This is a genomic window from Arthrobacter sp. MAHUQ-56, from assembly GCF_019710585.1.
In the GTDB taxonomy this organism is placed as follows: domain Bacteria; phylum Actinomycetota; class Actinomycetes; order Actinomycetales; family Micrococcaceae; genus Arthrobacter.
Window position 1 is genome coordinate 1016385 of the sequence record NZ_JAIFZQ010000020.1, and the last position, 21196, is coordinate 1037580.

Consider the following 21196-nt stretch of genomic DNA (forward strand, 5'->3'; position numbering starts at 1 on the left):
ACAGGAAAGTTCACCCCTCAAGGGTACTTGACGGGCCTGTGCGTCCCGGGCTGCGCCGCTTCCGGCGGTAAGGTGGGGGCCGTGGGTTTGGACTTTACGGCGATTGACTTCGAAACAGCGAACGGCTTCCGGGGCTCCCCGTGTTCAGTGGGACTGACGAAGGTCAGGGGCGGGAAGATCGTGGCCGAAGCATCCTGGCTGATGCGCCCGCCGGCCAGCTACGACCACTTCGACCACCACAACGTGCGCATCCACGGGATCACTCCCGCCGACGTGGCAGGGCAGCCCCGCTTCGGGGAGCTGTTCCCGGAGATTGGGGCCTTCATCGGCGATGACGTCCTCGCCGCCCACAACGCAGCGTTCGACCTCGGGGTGATCCGCTCCGCACTGGAAGTCTCCGGCCTGCCCGGTCCCGCCTACGACTATGTCTGCACGGTCATGCTGTCCCGGCGCTGCTACTCGCTGGTGTCCAACTCGCTGCCGTTCGCCGCGGAGGAGGCCGGCGTGCCGCTGGTCAACCACCACGACGCCGCCGAGGATGCCCGGGCCTGCGCCGGCATCCTGATCGACATCGCCGCCCGCAACGGCGCCAACAGCATCGCCGAACTCTACCTGTCCCTGGGCTTGGCCATGCCGCGGCAGCAGGCGTTCGATCCGGCCACCGGCAGCCTCTCAAAGCCCAGCCTTGCCGCCATGTCCGGTGCCGCCGGCACCGGGGCGGCGCTGGTGCGCCGGTTCCAGTCCGGCTGGCCGGAAGAGGGGCTGAACCCGGACCCCGACCCCGACGCCGAGCCCGGCCATCCGCTGTACGGCCAGACCGTCGTCTTCACCGGTCAGTTGTCCATTGCCCGTCCCGATGCGAAACAGCGTTCGGCGCGCTGCGGCGCCCGGACGGAAAGCCGCGTGACCGGCCGCACCACCGTCCTGGTGGTGGGCGACGGGTTCGTCGCCGCCGACCTGCGCTCCGGCCGCCTGACCGGCAAAGCGCGGCGCGTCCTTGAGCTCCACGAGCGGGGACAGGCGATCGAGGTGCTGTCCGAGGGGGAGTTCCTGCAGATGGTTGGCGGATCGCAGGACGGGTCATCCGGCGCAACAAATCTTTGCGTCCCGGCCGCCGCCTCCTAGCCTTGCCTCATGGGCACCCTGTTCGCTTTTCCCAATCCCGTCAACGAGTACGCAGCCCGTGTGACGGCGGGGCTTGTCGTGCTGCTGGCCGTCGTTACCGCCGCCACCGGCTCCCTTTGGGGTCTGCTCGCCATCGCCGTCGGATTCTGGCTGCGCGTGCTGTTCGGCCCGCGGATCTCGCCCCTGGCCCTGCTGTCGGTGAAAGTCATCACACCGCGCCTGGGAAAGGTGAAGCTGGTGCCCGGGCCGCCAAAGCGCTTCGCCCAGGGGATCGGCGCCGCGGTGTCCACCGCCGCCCTGCTCCTGCTTTCCTCAGGTGCGGCCCCGGCAGCCTGGACCCTGCTGGGGATCCTGGTGGTCGCGGCCTCCCTGGAAGCGTTTGCCGGCTTCTGCCTCGGATGCACCATCTTCGGATTCCTGCAGCGCCGGGGCGTCATCCCGGAGGACGTCTGCGAGGCGTGCAACAACATCAGCCTTCGCCGGTCGTAACCCCCACCAGCTGGTCCGCCATGCCCCGGACCACCTCGGCGGCCTCCAGCACCTCCAGCCATTGGACCGGCAGGCAGTCCTCCCCGTAGCTGGCCCCCAGGATGCTGCCAGTCAGGGCGCCGGCCGTGTCCCGTGCGCTGCCGTGGCTCACCGCGAGCGCCACAGCCTCGCTGAAGTGCTGTGACGGCAGGGTGCCGCCACCCGGCGGGATGGTTGCCAGTGCCGAGTAAAGCGCGACGGCGAGGACTTCTTCCGCTGCCTCACCCCCGCCCAACGCCTCAGCCAGTTCCCCGGGCGCATGGGCTGAGCCTGCGAGGCGGAGGGCGGCCTCCAGCCGTTGCGGCAGTTCCGGTGCCACATCAGGGAGGCCGGCCGCGTGCGCCGTGACGGCCTCGGCGGCGGCCCGCAACTCTTCGCCGGACACCAGGCGGTGGATCAGGAGGCTGAAGATTCCGGCACTCTGGCGGGCGGCGGGATGCCCGTGCGTCAGCGCGGCGGCGTCCACGCTCAACTTGTAGACGGCGTCGGGCGCAATGTGCGGCACCAGGCCGAACGGCGCCGAACGCATCACCGTTCCGCGGCCCCTCGACGAAGGATTGACGGGCCTGGCTGCAGTGCCCATTTCGCCGGTGGCGAGGCCGGAGATGCAGTCCTGCTCCGGATCCCGGCGCCGGCGCAGGACCTCGTTGCCGTCGATCCAACGGGGCTGGGGGACCGGCGCGGAAGGCCCCGCGTCCTCGCCCTGGGTTGCAAGCCAGCGCAGGTACGCCAGCCACAGGCACGCGTTGACGTCGGCGCCCACTCCCGCGTTGGCCCATTCCAAGGCTTCCACGAGCCCGTCCACGGTGTAGAGGGTCAGCTGGGTGTCGTCGGAGAACAGGCCGCCCGGAACGTCCACCGCGTAGCCCGCCGCATCCCCGAGCGCTCCGCCCAGAAGGCAGCCGTGGATGCGGGACTTCACGGTTGGCGCGGGGACGGGGTGATCAGTACTCATGCAGTAAATTTACCGTGGCGGCCGCACCCGCCCTTCGCGGCACCGGGCGTGCCGCCCTTTCCAGCAGGTGTCCAGCAAACGCACAGCCTGGGATGGAATACTGCTGGGGCTGCCCGGCGCAGCCCTGAAACCACCCCCGACTGAAGGTTCCACCATGAGCACCCTTGTTCCCGGCCGTGACATACAGCAGCCAGGCGCCCCGGCTGCCACGCAGCCCGCGCTGCTGCCCCGGCTGTCGGCCGAGGCCTTCGGCAGCCTCTTCCTGGCAGTGGCCGGACTGGGCGTGCCGCTGTTCAGCATTCCGCAGTCCAGTCCCGTCCCGGCCGCCCTGGCCGCCGGCCTTGCAGTGACCGCCGCGATGCTGGCGTTCGGCCACCTTTCGGGCGGCCACTTCAACCCGGCCATCACCCTCGGACACCTCCTGGCCGGCAGGATCCGCGCCGGCGCGGCAGCAGCCTACGTCCTTGCCCAGGCCGTGGGTGCGCTGCTCGGCGCCCTGGCCCTGTTCGGGATCCTCAGCACGCTTCCCGGCATCCAGGACAGCAGGACCGCCTTCGACACCGTCGCCGCGGGTTTTGGCGAACACTCCATCATCCAGGCGCCGATGGCCGCAGTGCTGCTCCTGGAGGTCCTGGGGGCGGCCATCATCGTGGCCGTCTTCCTTGGCGCGGCCGGACGGGACGGCGGCCTGCGCACCGTGGCACCGGTCGCCGTCGGACTCTCCTTTGCGGCGCTCCTGCAGCTGGGCCAGTCGGTGGGCAACCTGCCGTTCAACCCCGCGCGCGCCCTGGCTTCGGCAGTGTTCAGCTCCGGCTGGGCCCTGGAGCAGCTGTGGGTATTCCTTGCGGCGCCCCTGCTGGGGGCAGCCCTTGCAGGGCTGGTCTTCCGCGGTGCCGCAACAGCCGCCGAGGCAGGTTCCGGGCAGGCCGTGCGGGTGGAAACCGCCGGGAGCGGCACCGGGGATGGCCACGCGGGCAGCATTGACGACGACGGCCTGGATGCGGACGTGGAAGAACTTACCCAGGACGCGCGCACCGACCGGGACAAGGCGGCGGGCGCGAGTGAGGCACAGGAGTTTTTCGAGGGCAAACGGCAATGACGGCTGCGGCGCCGGCATGAGGCCGGTGAGCCGGTGTCAACACTGTCAGTGGCTGCCGATAGCTTAGGAATATGCGGTTACTTCATACTTCGGACTGGCACCTGGGCCGTTCCTTCCACGGCGTGGGCATGCTGGAAGCCCAACGCGGCTTCGTTGACCAGCTGGTTGCGGCCGTTGCCCGGCACAACGTGGATGTGGTCCTCATCGCAGGAGACGTCTACGACCGCGCGCTGCCGGGGGTGGACGTAGTCCACCTGCTCGACGACGCCCTGGTCCGCCTGACGTCCGCCGGCGCACAGGTGGTCCTCACCAGCGGCAACCATGATTCCGCCATCCGCCTGGGTTTCGCCTCGCGGCTGCTCGAACGCGGGGGAGTGCACTTGCGCACCCGGGTGGAGGACCTCGACAAACCGCTGCTGCTGCCCCTGGGGACGGATGCCGCGGGCCGGGAAGCCGTCGTGGCCGTCTATGGCATCCCCTGGCTTGAGCCCCGGCTCACTGCCGAGCAGCTGGGCGTGGAGGCGGCAAGCCACTTCGAAGTCACGCGGGCGGCAACTGCACGGATCCGGGAGGACGTCGGGCGACGCTCGGATGCCGCTGCCGTCCATCCGGTGGTCCTGGCCCACACCTTCGCCAGCGGGGGAATCAGCTCGGACAGTGAACGGGACCTCAGCATCGGCGGCGTGGGCGCCGTGCCGCTGGATCTCTTCGAGGGGTTCAGCTACACCGCGCTGGGCCACCTGCACGGCCGGCAGACCTTATCGGACCGGGTCAGGTATTCCGGATCGCCCCTGGCCTACTCCTTCTCCGAAGCAGGACACCGGAAAGGCGCCTGGCTCGTGGAGATCGGCGCCGACGGAGTGACCGCCGTGGAGGAGGTCGGCTGGGAAGCGCCGCGCGCCCTGGCCGTGCTGCGCGGACAACTGTCCGCGCTCCTGGAATCGCCGGACCACGCGTGGGCGGAGACCGCCTACTGCCAGGTCACCCTGACCGATGCGCAGAGGCCTGCACGGGCCATGGAGCGGTTGCGCTCCCGGTTCCCGGACACCCTCGTCCTTTCCTTTGACCCCCAGGGGGCCGAGGTCACCAGCCAGGCGTCCTACAGCAGCAGGCTCGCTGAGGCGCCGGACGACCTCTCCGTTTGCTGCGGGTTCCTGGAGCACGTGCGCGGACGGGTTCCCGATGACGCCGAAAAGGCTGCGCTCGCCGCGGCGCTGGAAAACGTCCGGCTCCTGGAGGTCTCGCGGTGAGGATCCACCACCTGAAAATTTCCGGGTTCGGCCCCTTCGCGGGAACGGAGGATATCGACTTCGACCGGCTCAGCGCCCACGGCCTGTTCCTCCTGAACGGTCCAACCGGTGCCGGCAAGACAAGCGTGCTGGATGCCATCTGCTTTGCCTTGTACGGATCTGTGCCCGGAGCGCGGCAGGACGGCAAGCGGCTCCGCAGCGATCATGCCGAGCCTTCGCAGGAACCCGCGGTGACCTGCGAGTTTTCCGCCCAGGGCCGCCGCTTCGAAGTGACGCGCTCCCCGGCATGGGAAAAGCCAAGCGCCAGGGGCAGGAACGGCTTCACCCTGCAGCAGGCCAAGACGCTCCTGCGCGAGCGGGTGGGCGGGGCCTGGGTGGAGAAGTCCGCCCGCAATGACGAGGCGGGTGCTGAGATCATGGCCCTGCTGGGCATGGACCGCGACCAGTTCACCCGGGTTGTGATGCTGCCGCAGGGTGACTTCGCAGCTTTCCTGCGTTCCAAGGCCACTGACCGGCTGGACCTGCTGCAGAAGCTTTTCGGCACCCAGCGCTTTGAAGCCCTGGAGCAGGAGCTGTCCCGGCAGGCAGCCGCCGCACGGGAGGACGTCGCCGCCCTCACCGCGCAACTCGGACTTCTTGCCTCGCGCGCCGAGGCAGAAGCCGTCCAGCTGCAGCTCGATGACGCCGCTGCGCCCCCCGTGGAGGACATTCCGGGCAGGCTCGCGTGGCTGCAGGGCGCCGTTGACCTGCGCCTTCAGGAACTCAGCAGGTTGGCGGAGGCCGCGGAAACCGTGAGCCGGGAGCGCCGGGACGCCGCCGACGCCGAGGCTGCACGGCATGAGCGCCACCGCAAGCTCGAAGCAGCGGTGGCGCGGCAAGCTGCGGTGGCCGAAGCCGCGCCGCGCCTGGAGGGCCTCTCCGCCCGGCTGGCCCGGCACCGGCAGGCCGAGGTCCTAGCGGGCCAGTTGCAGGCCGTGGACGCCGCAGCGGCCAAAGTGCGCAGTTCCGAGCGCGCAGCCGAGTCCGCCATGACCCTGCTCCGGCTCGCCGCCGCCGAGGACGGTGAGCTGGCCCAGTTGGACCTGTCGCCCGCGGATGACGGGGCCATGGATGATACTGCAAGGGATCTTCACGGTGCCGGTGCTGCCGGCGGGGGTTCCGCCTGCGCCCGGCCGGCCGTGACGAATGCCGCGGAAGACCTGGGCCGCCTCCGTTCACTGCTGGCAGTTGTCGAGGCCCGGCTGCCGGACGAGGAAAGGCTTCAGTCCCTGCGCGAACGGCGCCGCAGCCTGCTTGACCGGCAGGCGGAACTCCATGCCGCCGCCGGGATGCTGGAGGCCCGCGCGGGGCAGCTCCTGGCGGAACGGGAACGCCTTGCCGCGGGGATGCAGCACCTGGAACTGCGTGCCGGCGACGCCGCGTTGCGCCGCAAGGAGGCAGCGGCCGCGGAGGAGCTGCTGGACGTGGTCCGCCGGTACGGCACAGCGTGCCAGGCCAGGGACCGGATCAAGCTGCGCCATGACGATTCCCGGGAAAACCTGCTGGAGGCCAAGCGCCGCTGGCTGGACCTCCGGGAAGAGCGGCTCGCCAACGCGGCATCCGAGCTGGCCGCGCAACTGACCCCCGGCGGCCTGTGCCCCGTGTGTGGCAGCAAAGAGCACCCCCATCCTGCGGCTGCCGGCGGTGAAGGGCCCGGCCTGGCCCAGGACGAGGAAGCAGCCCACGTCGCGTATGAGCACGCGGAGGCGGCCCATGATGCCGTGGCCGCAGAGCTGGCCGAAGCCGGGCAACTGGTTGCCGTCCTCGCCGGACAAGGCGGGAACACCCCGGCGGAGGAGGCGCGTGCCGGCGCCGAGCGCGCGCTCGCGGCAGCGGCCGATGCCGAGGAAGCCGCCGAGGAACTCCTTGGGACCCACCGGCGGCTGGAAGCCCTCGACGCCGACATCGCCGGAAACCGGGGAAAGGTGGCCGACGCAGAGGCAGGGCTTTCCCAGGCGTCTGCGACCCTCGCCGACCTGGCGGAACAGGAGGAATCGCTTGACCAGGCGCTGGCGGCGCTGCGGGGGGAACACCCCAACCTGTCCCGGCGGCTGCGGGCCCTTGAAGGCGCCGTCGCAGCACTGAGCCAGGCCGTTGAAGCCCAGGCGCGTCTCGCAGCAGCCCGGAGCCAGGCGGCGGACGCGCAGGAACAGCTTGAGCTGGCACTCCCGGGAGCAGGGTTCGCCACGGCCGGGGAAGTCCGCAGCCAGCTCGTTGCCGCACCCGAGGTGGCTTCGCTGGAGGCCGGAATACGGGCGGCGCAGGATGAGGCCGCCCGGGTTGCCGAGCTGTTCGCGTCCGAGGACATCCTGCTGGCCCGGGAGGAAGCAGCGGGCGGCTTCGCGGTGGACGGGGAACGGTTGACGGCACTGCGCCGGGAAGCGGACGGCGCGCAGCAGGATGCCCGTGCCGCCGACCTGGCCGCCGGCCTTGCCCGCCGCTGCCTGGCCTCCCTGGCTTCCATTGCCGCAGAGTACGAGGTTCTTGCCGGTTCAGCCCGGAAACCGGCAGAGCGGGCACACATGCTGGCGTCCCTGGCCGACACCGCGGCCGGCAGGGGCGACAACACCTACCGGATGAGTCTCAACAGCTATGTCCTGGCGGCCCGGCTGGAGCAGGTGGCCCTCGCGGCATCCGAGCGCCTCGTGGCCATGAGCGACGGCCGGTACCTCCTGCAGCACACCGACGCCAAGGCCGCCCGGGGCGCCAAATCCGGACTCGGCCTGGAAGTGGTGGACCAGTGGACGGGTTACCGCAGGGATACCTCCACCCTCTCCGGCGGGGAATCCTTCATGGCGTCGCTGTCGCTGGCGCTGGGCCTCGCGGACGTGGTGCAGCAGGAGTCCGGGGGCGTAGAGATCGAGACGCTGTTCGTGGACGAAGGGTTCGGCAGCCTGGACGAGCAATCCCTCGAGCAGGTCATGGACGCCCTTGAAGGGCTCCGCGACGGCGGCAGGGTGGTGGGACTTGTCAGCCACGTCGCCGAGATGAAGCAGCGGATCGGCACCCAGCTCCAGGTGCTCAAGGGCCGCAACGGCTCCACGCTCCGGATCTCCGAAAGCCTGGACGCCGTCGTCTGACGGCGCAGGGATGGTGCCGAACGTGGCGCCGGCCGGCGGCAGTACCGGCCGTCCGCCCCGGCGGCCGATATACTTGGACCCGTTACCGGGTTGGGCGCATCGGGAGGAGGGACGATGCGCGCTGACTGAACGAGCCCGGAATTGACTTCTCAAACATCACCTTCAGCCACGCAGGAAGCTGCCACCAGGAGCCTGGCGGGAGCTGCACGCGAAGGACGCTTCGCCCGGCTTCCCCTGCTGGCCGGGAAGAGCTTCCTGCCATTGGGACTCTTCGCCCGGCTGCCCCTGGCCATGCTGACCATGGGAACACTGACGCTGGTCACTTCCACCAGCAGCTCCTTTGCCACCGGCGGTGCTGCGGCAGGGGCCGTAGGCATCGGATCGGCCCTGGGTGCCCCCGTCCTGGGATCCCTGGCAGACCGGCGGGGCCAGCGCCCGGTGCTGCTGCTGTCCGCGCTCCTGAACACGGCGGCGGTGGTGCTCCTGATCCTCGCTGCCTGCGCCCTGGAACGGGACGAAGACTTCCCGCTGGCCCTGCTGGCCGCAGCTTTCGCCGCCGGTGCCAGCAGCCCCCAGGTGGGTCCCCTGGCCCGGGTCCGCTGGATGGCCCTGACGGCCACTGCCCCGGACCGGCCTGAGAGCCCGGACCGCGACCTGGACACCGCACTGTCCTACGAAAGCACCGCCGACGAGGTGACCTTCGTCCTGGGCCCGGCGCTGGTGGGCGTCCTCGCCAGCGCCGTCGTTCCGTGGCTGCCCCTGGCACTGGCGGCAGCAATGACCATTACGCTCGTTCCCGCGTTTGCCGCGCATCCCACACACCTGGCAGTGCCCGTGGCACGGCGGCCCGCGGCCGGGCGGGACCGCGGCCCGGCAACCGGCGGAAGGATGCCCTGGGCCGTTGCACTGCCCATTGCCGCGATGGTTTGCATGGGAACGTTCTTTGGCTCCACCCAGGCTGCCCTGAGCGCATTCTCGGCCGGCCTTGCCGGCGCGGAGATCGCAGGGCTGCTGTACGCGGTGATGGGCCTGAGTTCGGCGGTGGCAGCGCTGTCGGTGGCCTACTGGCCCCGGCGCGCCGGCCTGGCCCTGCGGTGGATGCTGTGCGCAGGGCTGATGGCGGCGCTGGCTGTCCTGTTGCTGCTGCCCGCTTCCCTCGCCGGGATGGCTGTGGTCCTGCTGGTCCTGGGCCTGCCGGTGGGGCCGGTCATGGTCACAGTGTTCGCCGTGGGCGGTGCGCTCGCCCCTGCCCGGCGGCTCGGCACGGTCATGACCGGACTGGCCAGCGGCATTGTCGCCGGGACGGCGCTCGGGTCCTCCATCGGCGGCCAGTTGGCGCAGTTCCACGGCCACGGCACCGCGTTCCTTGTTCCGGTCTGCGCCGCGGGGGCGCTGGCGCTGCTGGGTGCGGGAACCGCCGTCGTCCTTCGCCGGCGTCACTGACGGCTGCACCCCCACGTTCCGGACAGCCCGGCGCAGGGGGGGCAGGCGCTAGGCCAGTTGGCCTTCGATCCGCGCCGCACTTTCGGCCAGGGCGGTGCCCACGGCCGCGGGGTCGTGGGCGGAACGGATGTAGACGACGGCAAGGGCCGCCGGCCGGCCGCCCGGTACACGGACCGGCGCCGCAAGGGAGGAAACACCGGCAATGACTTCGTCGTGGCTGGCGGAATATCCCTTCCTGCGCGCCTCGGCTGCCTCCGGGCGGTAGGCGATGCCCGTGTCCAGCCGGTCCCACTCGGCCTCGGACATGGCGGACTGGATGGCGATCCCGGGAGCGCCGGCGTTGATCGGATGCCTCGTTCCGGGGTGCTGAGCCACGGTCGCCCCGGAGTGCCGGGGCTCGACGGTGACCAGCGTGATGCAGTCGTGATGGTCCCAAACGGCTACGAACGCGGTCATGTCCAGCAGGTTGGCGAGGTGGGTGAGCTCGGGCAGCGCGGCACTTTGCAGGTTCCGGGATACGCCCCGGGCCAGGACCGCCAGCCCGGGTCCGGGCTGGACCTTGCCTGCATCGTCGCGCACCAGGAGCGAATGGTCCTCCAGGGTGCGCAGGATCCGGTAGGCCACGGAGCGGTGGACGCCCATGGCGTCGGCGAGTTCGGCGATGGTGAGCGGCCCCGGGGCCGCTGCAAGGATTTCGAGGGCACGGATACCGCGCGAGAGCGTCTGGGATGGCGGCACAGAAGCCTGCTGCGGCGCGGCTCCCGCCCGGGCTGCGGCTGGAGGGGTCATGGACTCCATCCTAGGTGGCTGGAGCCGGGGCCCTGCGACTCTTGTTTTGGCAAACGCATAGCGGTAGTGTCCTCATTGCGAACTGGCTATTCAAATATAGAACTCGACTCCTCTCCCGTCCATCAGCAACTGAATTTGCCGCCCGCGTGTTCAGCATCACATTTTCGTAGTACCCTACTAACTAACTGACCGTTCTGTCGGTAATCCTGAAGGCGACCGGGCGCACTGCCGCCCAATAAACAATGGAGTTTCAATGACCACACCCTCCAAGGTGGATACGCTCGCCGGCCCCAGCAGCCGGCGCGAGGAGCGCAAGGTCCTCGCCGGTACCCTGGTCGGCACCACGATCGAGTGGTACGACTTCTTCATCTTTGCCCAGCTGACCGCAACGCTGCTGTCACCGCTGTTCCTGGCACCGCTGAACGAGTCCAACCCGGGGCTGGCGCAGATCCTGTCCTTCGCCCTTATCGGCATCAGCTTCCTGTTCCGCCCCCTCGGAGCCGTGATTGCCGGACACCTGGGGGACCGCCTGGGGCGCAAGGCGATGCTGGTCTTCACCCTCGTGATGATGGGGGCCGCCACGGCCCTGATCGGCATGCTCCCCACCTATGCGCAGATCGGGGCCTGGGCTCCGGTGCTGCTGATCCTGCTGCGCGTCATCCAGGGCTTCTCGGCCGGCGGTGAATGGGGCGGTGCTGCCCTCATGGCCGTGGAGCACGCGCCGATGAACCGCCGTGGCCTGTTTGGCGCCTACCCGCAGATCGGCGTGCCCGTGGGGATGATCCTGGCCACCGGCCTGTTGTTCTTCCTCAACACCAGCATGTCCAAGGAAGACTTTGCGGCCTGGGGCTGGCGCGTGCCGTTCCTGCTCTCCATCGTCCTGATCGTGGTCGGGTACCTGATCCGCCGTGCCGTGGCCGAGAGCCCGGTCTTCCAGGAGATGGCCCTGCGGAAAAAGGAGAGCAAGGCGCCCCTGGGCGAGCTGGTCCGGAACCACAAACTGCCGGTCCTCTACTCCACCCTGATCTTCATCGGCAACAACGCAGCAGGCTACCTGCTGATCGCGTTCTTCATCTCGTACGCTACGAAGACCCTGAAGATGCCCACGCCCCAGGTCCTGCTGGCCACCACGCTGGCGTCCTTCGGCTGGCTGATCTTCACCCTGGTGGGCGGCTGGCTGTCCGACCGCATTGGCCGGGTCAAGACCTTCCTCCTGGGCTACGCCATCGTTTTCGCCTGGATGATCCCGATGTTCGCCCTGATCGATACGAAGGACATCATGCTGTACGGCGTCGCCTTGTTCGTCCTGACCATCGGCCTGGGCCTGTCCTATGGCCCCATGTCCGCCATGTACGCCGAGATGTTCCCGGCCAACGTCAGGTACTCCGGCATCTCCATTGGCTACGCGTTCGGTGCCATCCTGGGCGGCGCCTTTGCCGCAACCATTGCGGAGTCGCTGCTGCAGTCCACCAAGTGGACCGGTTCGATCGGTATCTACATCATGGTGCTGTGCGTCATTTCCGCCGTCGGAGTGGTGCTCGCCAAGGAAACCAAGGGCCGCCCGCTCGGGGTCAGCGCCCATCACTAACGACTGCCCAACCACTGCAGGCCCGGACCGATGTCCGGGCCTGCAGCGTTTTCAGCGGCGGTCGGGTGCGGACGGCGTCACCGGGTGAGGAAGGCGACGGCGTCGTCGTCCGTCAGCTGCCCAAAGTGCCGGTAGGAGCTGCCCACCGCACGGAACTTGCCCGGAAGGTAAAGGCAGAACACGGCATCGCACACCCGCTCAAGCGAGGCTTCGGCGTCAACGGACGCCACGGGAGCGGCGGCGACGACGGCGGCAGCGCCTCCCGCCCGGGCGGCTTCGACGGCGGCCCGCATCGTGGCGCCCGTGGCAAGACCGTCATCCACCAACAAGACGGTCCTGCCAGCAACATCGTCACCGGCCTCCGGGTAGAGTCCTGCCCTCCGCAGCAGTTCGGCGCGCTCGCGGGTTTCCACCTCATCAAGCCACTCCTGCCGCACGCCGTGCTTGAGGACGCGGTCCAGGAGGGGTTTGTTCACCACCTTGACCGTGCGGCCCTGCATCCAGGCAAGGGCGCCGTAGGCGGTTTCTTCGTGGCCGGGGATGCCCAGTTTCCGGGCCAGCATGGCGCCAAGGGGCAGCCTAAGTGCCTTGGCGACAGCAGCGGCAACGGGGATCCCGCCCCGCGCCAGGCCAAGGACCAGGGCGTCGGGCTGCTCCCGGAACTGGGCCAGGACCGTTGCCAGGCGCTCCCCGGCCTCCGTCCGGTCTTCAAAACGCGTGCCCATGTGTTCCCCGCCCCCCTTCATGTTCGCGCCGGAGCGTGGCGGACCCGGTGCCGGTCGAACACCCTGTGCCGGTCAAACACCGGGTGCCAGTCAAACGGCCAGGAAGGAGATGGCGGCCTGTTTGAATGCCCGGCTGGTGATGGCATTGGTGTGGTTGCGGCCCGGCAAGACGAGCTGTTCGGCCATGGAGCCGGCGCTCCGGGCCAGTTCCGCAAGCTTGGGCAGGCTGGCCAGCCGTTCGTCCTTGTCCCCGGCCACGAGGAGCACCGGAACGTGCGGGATTGCTTCGGCGGGGTCGTAGGGTTCGGCCTTGATGGCCTCCACCAGGGAGAGCAGCGCAAAGATGTTGTTGCTCGGCAGCAGAAGGGCCATCTTGAGCAGCTGGGCCGTGGATTCGTCCTTGATGGGCGTGCCGTCCGCAAGGTAGTCCTGTGCGGCGATGAGGTCGAACTCGGCCAGCGGATCCGAGGTGTTGGGCCCGCCCAGCACCAGCCGGTGGACCAGCTCGGGCTGGGTTGCGGCGAACTCCCATGCGAGCCTGGAACCCAGGGAATAGCCCACCACGTCCAGTCCGCTGGAAGGATCGCCCTCGTGCAGGGGGCGCGCGCCGGCGTCGAACGCAACCTGGAGCAGGTCCGCCCGGATCCTGCTGGGGGAGTACGAGTCCATGTCCTCGGGTGCGCCGCTGCGGCCGTGGCCCGGAAGGTCCACGGTGACGACACGCCGGCCGGCGTCGAGCAGCGCCGTTACCCAGCCGGTGTCCTCCCAGTTGAGCTTGGACGATGAGGAGAACCCGTGCAGCAACAGTACGGGCCGCAGCCCGGCGTCGTTGGCGGGCTCGTGGACCGCGACATACATTTGCGGGTCCGTGCCTTCCACGGTGTGCGGGTGCTGCTGTCCGGTGTGCCTGCCGCTCATGCTCTCAGTCCTCATCAGGTCCTGCGCCTGGGCTGACCCGGCGCTTCGGTGCGTCTCTCATGCCGGGGCCCGCCAACAGCTGCCCCGCAGGTGGGCACCACTCTACCCGCCGGAGGCGCGGCGTCCGGCGGCCACGCGGGCACCGGCAGCGCAGGCCAGTGCGATCCCGGCCACCAGTCCAAAGGTGCTCACGAGCTGCACGCGGCTGCCCTCGGCACTGAAGCCGACGGCGAAGATCAGGCCCAGCAGTGCAAGACCCAGGTACGTCAGCCCGGGAAAACCCTTCATCCGCAGGGGAAGCTGTGTGCCGTCCCGGTCGGCGCGCCGCCGCAGGATCAGCTGCGACACCAGCGCGCTGCCCCAAACCACCAGGCACGTCGAGCCCACCAGCTGGAACAGTGCGGGCAGGATGCGCTCGGGGAACAACAGCTCCAGCACCGTGGCGATAAAGCCGAAGGCCACCGATACGCCCACCGCAAGGAGGGGGACGCCCGCACCGTTGAGCCGGGTCAGGGCGCGCGGCGCCTCACCCCGCTGTGCCAGGGAGTACGCCATGCGGGAGGCCCCGTAGAGGTTGGCGTTCAGTGCCGAGAGGAGGGCGACGACGGCCACCAGGGTGATGGCAGCGGAGGCGCCGGGGATCCGGGCGGCGTCGAGGACCCCCGCGAAGGGCGAGGCAAGGCTCTTGGACGTTGCGGGAAGGACGGCGGCGATGACGAAGACGGAGCCGATGTAGAACACCAGGATGCGCCACACGACGGTCCGGATAGCTTTGCCCACGCTGCGTTCGGGATCCTCGGTTTCGGCGGCCGCAACCGAGACAATCTCCGTCCCCCCGAACGCGAAGATCACCACGAACAGGGCCGCGGCAACCCCGCCGAGGCCCTGGGGCGCGAAGTCGGCGCTGAGGTTTGCCAGGCCGGGCGACGCGACGGCGGGGAGCAGGCCGAGGAGCAGGGCGGCACCTATGGCAAGGAACAGGACGATGACAGCGACCTTGAGGATGGCGAACCAGAACTCGAACTCGCCGAAGTTGCGGACGCCGGTGAGGTTGATGGCCGTGAACACCACCATGAACAGCAGCGCCAGCGCCCAGACCGGAACCACCGGCCAGACGGAGAACAGGAGGCCCGCGGCGCCCAGCGCCTCGGCGGCGATCACCACCACCAGCTGCAGCCACCAGAGCCAGCCGATGGTGGCGCCGGCCGTACGGCCCAGCGCGCGACCGGCGTAGACCGAAAAAGCACCGCTGTTCGGGTTCGCGGCCGCCATCTCGCCCAGCGCCCACATCACCAGGATGATCAGCGTCCCGGCCACCAGGTAGGAGACCAGGACTGCCGGTCCCGCCGCCTGCACGCCGGCGCCGGATCCCAGGAACAAGCCGGCTCCGATGGCGCTGCCGAGCCCCATCATCGTGAGCTGGCGCGGCTTCATGCTGTGGGCGGCGGGGCCGCTGCGGTGCGGTCCTGGAGCGGTGGTGGGGGCGGACTTCATCGTCATGGGCGGTAAACCTTCTTGGGGCGTGGTTCGGCGGGGCGTTCCTTGTGGGACCTCTTGAATTTACCGCCTCGGCTGGCGCCCCGCTGACCGTTGGTCCGCGACTGCGGCAGGCGCGCAGCTTAAAGCCCGGGAAATATTTCCTCTTCCTGCCTTACCGGACGTATTATTAGTTTTGGTCAAAGTGACTATAAGTAAGGATCCGGCCGGACCGGCGGTCAAGGACGATGGAGGGCGGTGAAGGGGTTGTACTACAGCTCGGCGAATGTCTCCGAGCGGCAGGCTGCGCCGCCGTCGCTCGCGATTTCCACGGTGATCTTTGCCCTCCGGCCCAGTGAAAGCTCAGGCCGGCCCACCCTCTGGCTTCCCTTGGTGCGGCGGATCCGGGAACCCTTCAAAGGCCTCTGGGCACTGCCGGGCGGCCCGCTGAGCCACAGCGAGTCCCTGCAGGACGCCGCCGCCCGCAACCTGCGGGAGACCACTGGCCTCGCCCCCAGCTACCTCGAGCAGCTGTACGCGTTCGGCGGCCTGCACAGGTCCCCGACCCAGCGGGTGGTGTCGATCGTGTACTGGGCACTGGTCCAGCCCACGGAGGCCGCCCTGGCCGACGAATCAGAAAATGTGCGCTGGTTCCGCGCCGACCGCCTGGGGGGCCTGGCCTTCGACCACAACGCCATCGTCGACTACGCGCTGTGGCGGCTGCGCAACAAGCTGGCCTACGGTTCGGTGGCCTACCACCTGCTGGGGGAGTACTTCACCCTGGCCCAGGTCCGGGAAGTCTACGAAGCCGTCCTGGACCGCGAACTGGACCCTGCCAACTTCCGCCGGCAACTCAAAGCGACGCCCGAAATCGAAGAAACCGGCGAATTCCTCCAGGGCGGCAAACACCGCCCGCCACGCCTCTACCGCTACACCGGCCGCCCCGGCCTCGACCCCGACAACAGGAGCACACCATGAGCAGCGTCAACACAGCGATCCAGCTGATCACGCGCGAACAGGCCGAACAGGGCGCTGCCGCCACCCGCAGCACCTGCAGCCCTGCCCTCGCCAAGGGGCCGTGGGACTACGACCTGGCCGAAGCGCTCGCCGGCATCCCGGCCTACGGCCCGGGAGCGTCCAGCACCGACGTCGCACCCGCGGCAACCCCCCGCCAGGGGCAGCTTCCGGAGGAGTACAAGCTTGCCGGCGACGACGAACTCGCGGAGCGCATCCGCGCGGCCAAGGCCACGCTGGGCGACCGCGCAGTGATCCTGGGCCACTTCTACCAGCGGGACGAAGTGATCCAGCACGCCGACTTCGTGGGCGATTCCTTCCAGCTGGCCAACGCGGCGCTCACCAGGCCGGATGCGGAAGCCATTGTGTTCTGCGGCGTCCATTTCATGGCGGAAACGGCCGATATCCTCTCCACTCCGGAGCAGGCCGTCATCCTGCCCAACCTCGCCGCCGGCTGCTCCATGGCTGACATGGCTGATGCCGACTCCGTGGCGGAGTGCTGGGAACAGCTGGAGGAGATCTTCGGAACGGAACCGGACGCCGGGGGGCGCGTCCCGGTCATCCCCGTTACCTACATGAACTCCTCCGCAGCGCTGAAGGCGTTCTGCGGTGAACACGGCGGCATCGTCTGCACGTCCTCGAATGCCAGGACTGTCCTGGAGTGGGCCTTCCAGCGGGCACAGCGCGTCCTGTTCTTCCCCGACCAGCACCTGGGCCGGAACACCGCGAAAGCATTGGGGGTGCCGCTGGAGCAGATGCCCATGTGGAACCCGCGCAAGGACCTCGGCGGCAATGGGGAACAGGCCCTGCTGGACTCCCGCGTGATCCTCTGGCACGGCTTCTGCTCCGTGCACAAGCGCTTCAGCGTGGCGCAGATCGAGAAGGCCCGCGCCGACTTCCCGGGCGTGCAGGTGATCGTGCACCCGGAATGCCCCATGGAGGTGGTGGACGCCGCCGATTCCGCAGGCTCCACGGACTTCATCAAGAAGGCCATCGCGGCGGCCACCGAGCCCACCACGTTCGCCATCGGCACCGAAATCAACATGGTGAACCGGCTCGCCGCCGAGTACCCGCAGCACACCATCTTCTGCCTGGACCCGGTGATCTGCCCCTGCTCCACGATGTACCGCATCCACCCCGGCTACCTGGCCTGGGTGCTCGAGGAACTGGTGGCGGGCCGCGTCGTCAACCGCATCACCGTCGACGACGACGTGCAGGCGAACGCCAGGACTGCGCTCGAGCGCATGCTGGCAGCGAGGCCATAGTGACCCCGCAGCCCCGTGCCGCCTTGCCGCCGCGCCGGCTTGCCGTCGTCGGAAGCGGCATCGCGGGCCTGTACGCGGCACTGCAGGCAGCGGACGCAGGCGCCGAGGTGGTGCTGCTGACCAAAGGTGCGCTGGAGCAGAGCAACACCTGGTACGCCCAGGGCGGCATCTCCGCAGTGCTTGGCGCTCCCGCGCCCGGCGATACCGTTGCCGCGCACATCGCCGACACCCTCCGGGCCGGGGCCGGGCACTGCGACGCAGCTGCCGTCCAGCTCATGTGCGCCGACGCCGCCGGCGACATCGCGGCTCTGCAGCATTACGGGGTCAGCTTTGACGCCGGGCATGGTGCCGCCGTGCAGGGAGGCACGAAGTACGACGGCGGCCCGGCCCTGGGCCTCGAAGCGGCGCACAGTGCACCAAGGATCCTGCACGCGGGAGGGGACGCCACCGGCGCCCGGGTCGCCGCCGCCCTGATCCAGGCGGTACTGGCCCGCCGGGATGCCGGGGAACTCACGATCATCTCCGAGGCGCACGCCACCGCCCTGCGCACCAGCGCGGGAACCGTCACCGGGGTGGATTATCTCCACGCCGGCCGGCCCGCCGGCCTCGACGCGGACGCCGTCCTGCTGGCCACAGGGGGAGCCGGCCAACTGTTCGCCCAGACCACCAACCCGGCGGTGGCCACCGCCGACGGCCTGGCACTCGCCGTCCGTGCGGGAGCCGCCGTGGCAGACCTGGAGTTCTTCCAGTTCCACCCCACCTGCCTGGTTGACACCGCCGGGCAGGCCCGCACGGGCGGACCGCTGCTCATCTCCGAAGCCGTCCGCGGCGAAGGAGCCGTCCTGGTGGATGCCGGCGGACGCCGCTTCATGAAGGCCTACCACCCCGACGCCGAACTCGCGCCCCGCGACGTCGTCTCGCGCAGCATCGCCCTGCACCTGGCCAAGCTCGGCGACCCCACCGGCCATGTCTACCTGGACGCCCGCGCCCTCGAACAGGCCAAGGGCAGCGGCTTCCTCCGTCAGCGGTTCCCCACGCTCACAGGCAAGACCCTCGACGCCGGCATCGACTGGACCCGCGAACTGGTCCCGGTCGCACCCGCCGCCCACTACTGGATGGGCGGGATCGCCACCGACCACTCCGGCCGCACCAGCGTCCCCGGCCTCTACGCTGCCGGCGAGGTTGCGTGCACAGGGGTCCAAGGGGCTAACCGGCTGGCCAGCAACTCCCTCCTTGAGGGACTCGTCTTCGGCCGCCGCGCTGTTGAATCCTTCCTCTCCGGTGACCTCGACGGCGGTACTTGGGTGGCGCCTGACGGCGCTCCTCCGCTCGCTGTCTCGGCCGCGGGCGGCCTCCCCTTGACGCTCGCTTCCGGAGCACCCTCAGGCGCCGAGGTTCGCTCCCGTTTGGGTGCCACTGGGGAAGGGCAAACGGCGGGTCGGTCAGGTGCGTGCGGCGGGGGTGGGCTGTCCAACTTCGGAGGGGGAGAAGGGGCCGGGGAGCCCTTTTCGCGGGATGCCCTTCGTCGCCTCATGACGTCGCATGCCGGGGTGCTGCGCTCCGGGCAGCTGTTGCGCGAGGCTGGCCGGACGCTTGAGCGGTGGGCCGGCGTCGTGCAACCTCTGGCTGTTGCGGACTCCGGCGACCCTTTGGTGCACGAGGACCGGAATCTGCTGCTGGCTGCGCAACTGCTCGTCCAGGCAGCCCTGGGCAGGACCGAATCCCTTGGCGCCCACTACCGGAACGACGAACCTGCCGCTGCCGAACCCGACAACACGTACTCCCTGCGCCCGAAAGCGAGCCTCCTCCATGACTGAACCCGCCGTACTCGACCAGGCTGCGCCCGTCCGGCCGGCACTGGACCTCACCCTGCCGGTGGCTCCTGTACGGGAGATCCTGGAACGCGCCTTCGCCGAGGACGCGCCCTCCGGCGACATCACCTCCCAGCTGCTGATCCCGGCCGCGGCGCGGGCCACCGCAGTCCTGAACGCCCGGGTGCCTGGCGTCCTCAGCGGGGCCACCGTGTTCCGTGATGCCATGCAGCTGGTGGACCCCGCCACGAAGGTCGAGCTGCTGGTGGCGGATGGAGAAACGTTCGACGCCGGCACCCACCTTGCACGGGTCAGCGGGACCGCGCGCTCGGTGCTCCTGGCAGAACGGGTGGCGCTCAACCTGGTCCAGCGGATGTCCGCCATTGCCACGAAAACCGCCGAGTTCGTCCGGCTCACCGAAGGCACCGCCGCCCGCATTACCGACACCCGCAAGACCACCCCCGGCCTGCGGGTCCTTGAACGCTTCGCCGTCCGCTGCGGCGGGGGCATGAACCACCGGTACAGCCTCTCCGATGCCGTACTGGCCAAGGACAACCACCTCGCCGTGATGACCGGCGGCGACCCCGCCAGGCTGACGGAACTCCTGCGGGCCGCCAAGGCGCAGCTGGGCCACACCACGCACTTTGAAGTGGAAGTGGACAGCATGGACCAGATCGAACCCGTCCTCGCCGCCGGCGTGGACACCATCATGCTGGACAACTTCACGCTGGAGGAACTGCAGGGCGGCGTCGCCCTGGTGGCAGGACGCGCACGGGTGGAGGCCAGCGGGAACGTGAACCTGGGCACCGTCCGGGCCATAGCGGCCACCGGCGTGGACGTGATCTCCGTCGGTGCCCTCACGCACACGGTGGCCGCCCTGGATCTCGGCCTGGACGTCGAGCTGACGGCCGGCTGACCCGTGATCTTCCTGGATGCCTCCGCCACCACCCCTGTCCGCCGCGAGGTCCTGGACGCCATGTGGCCCTACCTCACGGGCGAATTCGGAAACCCGTCCAGCCACCACGCGCTGGGCGGGTCGGCGGCAGCCGCGCTCGCAGGCGCCCGCGCATCGGTGGCCGCGGTCCTCGGCTGCCGGCCGGGGGAAGTGGTGTTCACCTCCGGCGGGACGGAAGCGGACAACCTCGCCGTCAAGGGCATCGCCCTGGCGCGGCAGGCAGCCAGGCCGGAGCTGGACCGGGTGGTGATCAGCGCCGTCGAACACCCCGCGGTGGAGGAATCCGCACGCTACCTCGAACGCTTCCACGGGTTCGCGGTGGACGTGGTGCCGGTGGACAGCACCGGGCGGGTCACGCCGCAGGCGCTGGCCGCGGTGCTGCGGCCGGAAACGGCACTGGTGAGCGTGATGTACGCCAACAATGAGGTGGGCACCGTGCAGCCCATCGCCGCACTGGCGGAACTCGCACACGCGCACGGCATCCCGTTCCACACCGATGCCGTGCAGGCGGCCGGCTGGCTGCCACTGGATGTGCGGGCGCTGGGGGTGGACGCCATGAGCATTTCGGGCCACAAGCTCGGTGCTCCCAAGGGCTGCGGACTGCTGTTCGTCCGCAGCCGCACGCGGCTGGAACCGCTGGTCCATGGCGGCGGGCAGGAGCGCGGCCGCCGGTCGGGCACCGAAAACGTGGCCGGAGCAGTGGGCATGGCCACCGCACTGACGCTGGCGCAGGGCCGCCAGGCGGAGCAGCAGGGGAGGGTGGCCGCCCTGCGGGACGGGTTCATCGACGCCGTGCTCTCCGGAGTCCCCGACGCCGTCCTTACCGGGCACCCCACGGAACGGCTGCCGTCCATCGCCTCGTTCTGCTTCCCGGGAACCAGCGGCGAAGCGGTCCTCCTGGAACTGGAGCGGCAGGGCATCGTGTGCTCCAGCGGCTCGGCGTGCGCAGCTGGCTCGGATGCGCCCTCGCCCGTGCTCACCGCCTTGGGGATCCCCGCCGTGGTCGCCCAAACGGCAGTACGCTTCAGCTTTGACGCCTCGGTGACCCGGGACGACCTGGAGGCAGCCGCCGCGGCCGTCCGGACCGCCGTCGCCGGCGTGAAAGCGCTGGGAACGCGCTGAGCCTTTGCAGCCCG

At 69.7% G+C, this 21196-nt stretch carries 17 protein-coding genes; 12 read left to right on the forward strand and 5 right to left on the reverse strand.

From position 1 onward, the window contains the following. Positions 1-81 precede the first annotated feature (81 nt). Together K4G53_RS17115 and K4G53_RS17120 are read left to right on the forward strand one after the other, a co-directional pair. Positions 82-1125 carry an exonuclease domain-containing protein gene (locus K4G53_RS17115; protein WP_221386810.1) on the forward strand — a complete coding sequence of 348 codons (1044 nt, stop codon included), beginning with the start codon at positions 82-84 and terminating at the stop codon, positions 1123-1125. 9 nt (positions 1126-1134) lie between these two features. Then, the gene (locus K4G53_RS17120) at positions 1135-1614 is read left to right on the forward strand and encodes a DUF4395 domain-containing protein (RefSeq protein ID WP_221386811.1); all 480 of its coding nucleotides are present in this window, start codon (positions 1135-1137) and stop codon (positions 1612-1614) included. Here K4G53_RS17120 and K4G53_RS17125 read toward each other — a convergent pair. After that, positions 1595-2608, reverse strand: coding sequence for an ADP-ribosylglycohydrolase family protein (locus tag K4G53_RS17125; RefSeq protein ID WP_221386812.1), 1014 nt, complete (start codon positions 2606-2608; stop codon positions 1595-1597). The two genes, K4G53_RS17120 and K4G53_RS17125, sit on opposite strands and share 20 nt — an antisense overlap. Before the next feature lie 154 nt (positions 2609-2762). On the opposite strand from K4G53_RS17125, the gene K4G53_RS17130 reads away from it, so the two are divergent. The 4 genes from K4G53_RS17130 (at position 2763) to K4G53_RS17145 (ending at position 9519) form a co-directional block, all read left to right on the forward strand. Continuing rightward, positions 2763-3707 carry an MIP/aquaporin family protein gene (locus tag K4G53_RS17130; RefSeq protein ID WP_221386813.1) on the forward strand — a complete coding sequence of 315 codons (945 nt, stop codon included), beginning with the start codon at positions 2763-2765 and terminating at the stop codon, positions 3705-3707. Between the two features lie 71 nt (positions 3708-3778). Continuing rightward, positions 3779-4957: an exonuclease SbcCD subunit D gene (locus tag K4G53_RS17135; protein ID WP_221386814.1), complete on the forward strand. Its 1179-nt coding sequence runs from the start codon at positions 3779-3781 to the stop codon at positions 4955-4957. Next, a complete protein-coding gene (locus tag K4G53_RS17140) occupies positions 4954-8076 on the forward strand; it encodes an AAA family ATPase (RefSeq protein ID WP_221386815.1) in 3123 nt (1040 codons plus the stop codon). Before K4G53_RS17135 ends, K4G53_RS17140 begins: the two co-directional genes overlap by 4 nt. A gap of 141 nt (positions 8077-8217) precedes the next feature. Then, a complete protein-coding gene (locus K4G53_RS17145; protein ID WP_221386816.1) occupies positions 8218-9519 on the forward strand; it encodes an MFS transporter in 1302 nt (433 codons plus the stop codon). A 48-nt stretch (positions 9520-9567) separates the two neighbouring features. Here K4G53_RS17145 and K4G53_RS17150 read toward each other — a convergent pair whose 3' ends face one another. Further along, a complete protein-coding gene (locus K4G53_RS17150) occupies positions 9568-10308 on the reverse strand; it encodes an IclR family transcriptional regulator (protein ID WP_221386817.1) in 741 nt (246 codons plus the stop codon). A 253-nt stretch (positions 10309-10561) separates the two neighbouring features. Between K4G53_RS17150 and K4G53_RS17155 the strand changes: the two genes are divergently transcribed. Continuing rightward, on the forward strand, positions 10562-11896 hold the full coding sequence (locus K4G53_RS17155; protein ID WP_221386818.1) for an MFS transporter: 1335 nt from the start codon (positions 10562-10564) through the stop codon (positions 11894-11896). A gap of 77 nt (positions 11897-11973) precedes the next feature. Here the strand turns inward: K4G53_RS17155 and K4G53_RS17160 are convergent, their stop codons facing one another. From K4G53_RS17160 to K4G53_RS17170, 3 genes are all read right to left on the reverse strand, one after another. Then, on the reverse strand, positions 11974-12621 hold the full coding sequence (locus K4G53_RS17160) for a phosphoribosyltransferase (RefSeq protein WP_221386819.1): 648 nt from the start codon (positions 12619-12621) through the stop codon (positions 11974-11976). Positions 12622-12711: 90 nt separating this feature from the next. Then, the gene (locus tag K4G53_RS17165) at positions 12712-13539 is read right to left on the reverse strand and encodes an alpha/beta fold hydrolase (RefSeq protein ID WP_221386820.1); all 828 of its coding nucleotides are present in this window, start codon (positions 13537-13539) and stop codon (positions 12712-12714) included. 102 nt (positions 13540-13641) lie between these two features. After that, the gene (locus K4G53_RS17170) at positions 13642-15039 is read right to left on the reverse strand and encodes an amino acid permease (protein ID WP_221386821.1); all 1398 of its coding nucleotides are present in this window, start codon (positions 15037-15039) and stop codon (positions 13642-13644) included. A gap of 243 nt (positions 15040-15282) precedes the next feature. Here K4G53_RS17170 and K4G53_RS17175 point away from each other — a divergent pair, with 243 nt between their 5' ends. Genes K4G53_RS17175 through K4G53_RS17195 form a run of 5 tightly spaced genes read left to right on the forward strand, consistent with a single transcriptional unit; the run spans position 15283 to position 21182 of the window. Next, positions 15283-15993, forward strand: coding sequence for an NUDIX domain-containing protein (locus K4G53_RS17175; protein ID WP_221386973.1), 711 nt, complete (start codon positions 15283-15285; stop codon positions 15991-15993). Continuing rightward, positions 15990-17294 carry a quinolinate synthase NadA gene (nadA, locus tag K4G53_RS17180; protein ID WP_221386822.1) on the forward strand — a complete coding sequence of 435 codons (1305 nt, stop codon included), beginning with the start codon at positions 15990-15992 and terminating at the stop codon, positions 17292-17294. The genes K4G53_RS17175 and nadA overlap by 4 nt, the downstream gene beginning before the upstream one ends. Then, on the forward strand, positions 17291-19111 hold the full coding sequence (locus K4G53_RS17185) for an L-aspartate oxidase (protein WP_374226180.1): 1821 nt from the start codon (positions 17291-17293) through the stop codon (positions 19109-19111). The genes nadA and K4G53_RS17185 overlap by 4 nt, the downstream gene beginning before the upstream one ends. Beyond that, positions 19104-20021, forward strand: a complete 918-nt coding sequence (nadC, locus tag K4G53_RS17190) for a carboxylating nicotinate-nucleotide diphosphorylase (protein ID WP_221386823.1) — start codon at positions 19104-19106, stop codon at positions 20019-20021. The genes K4G53_RS17185 and nadC overlap by 8 nt, the downstream gene beginning before the upstream one ends. A 3-nt stretch (positions 20022-20024) precedes the next feature. Next, the gene (locus K4G53_RS17195; protein WP_221386824.1) at positions 20025-21182 is read left to right on the forward strand and encodes a cysteine desulfurase family protein; all 1158 of its coding nucleotides are present in this window, start codon (positions 20025-20027) and stop codon (positions 21180-21182) included. Positions 21183-21196 lie beyond the last annotated feature (14 nt).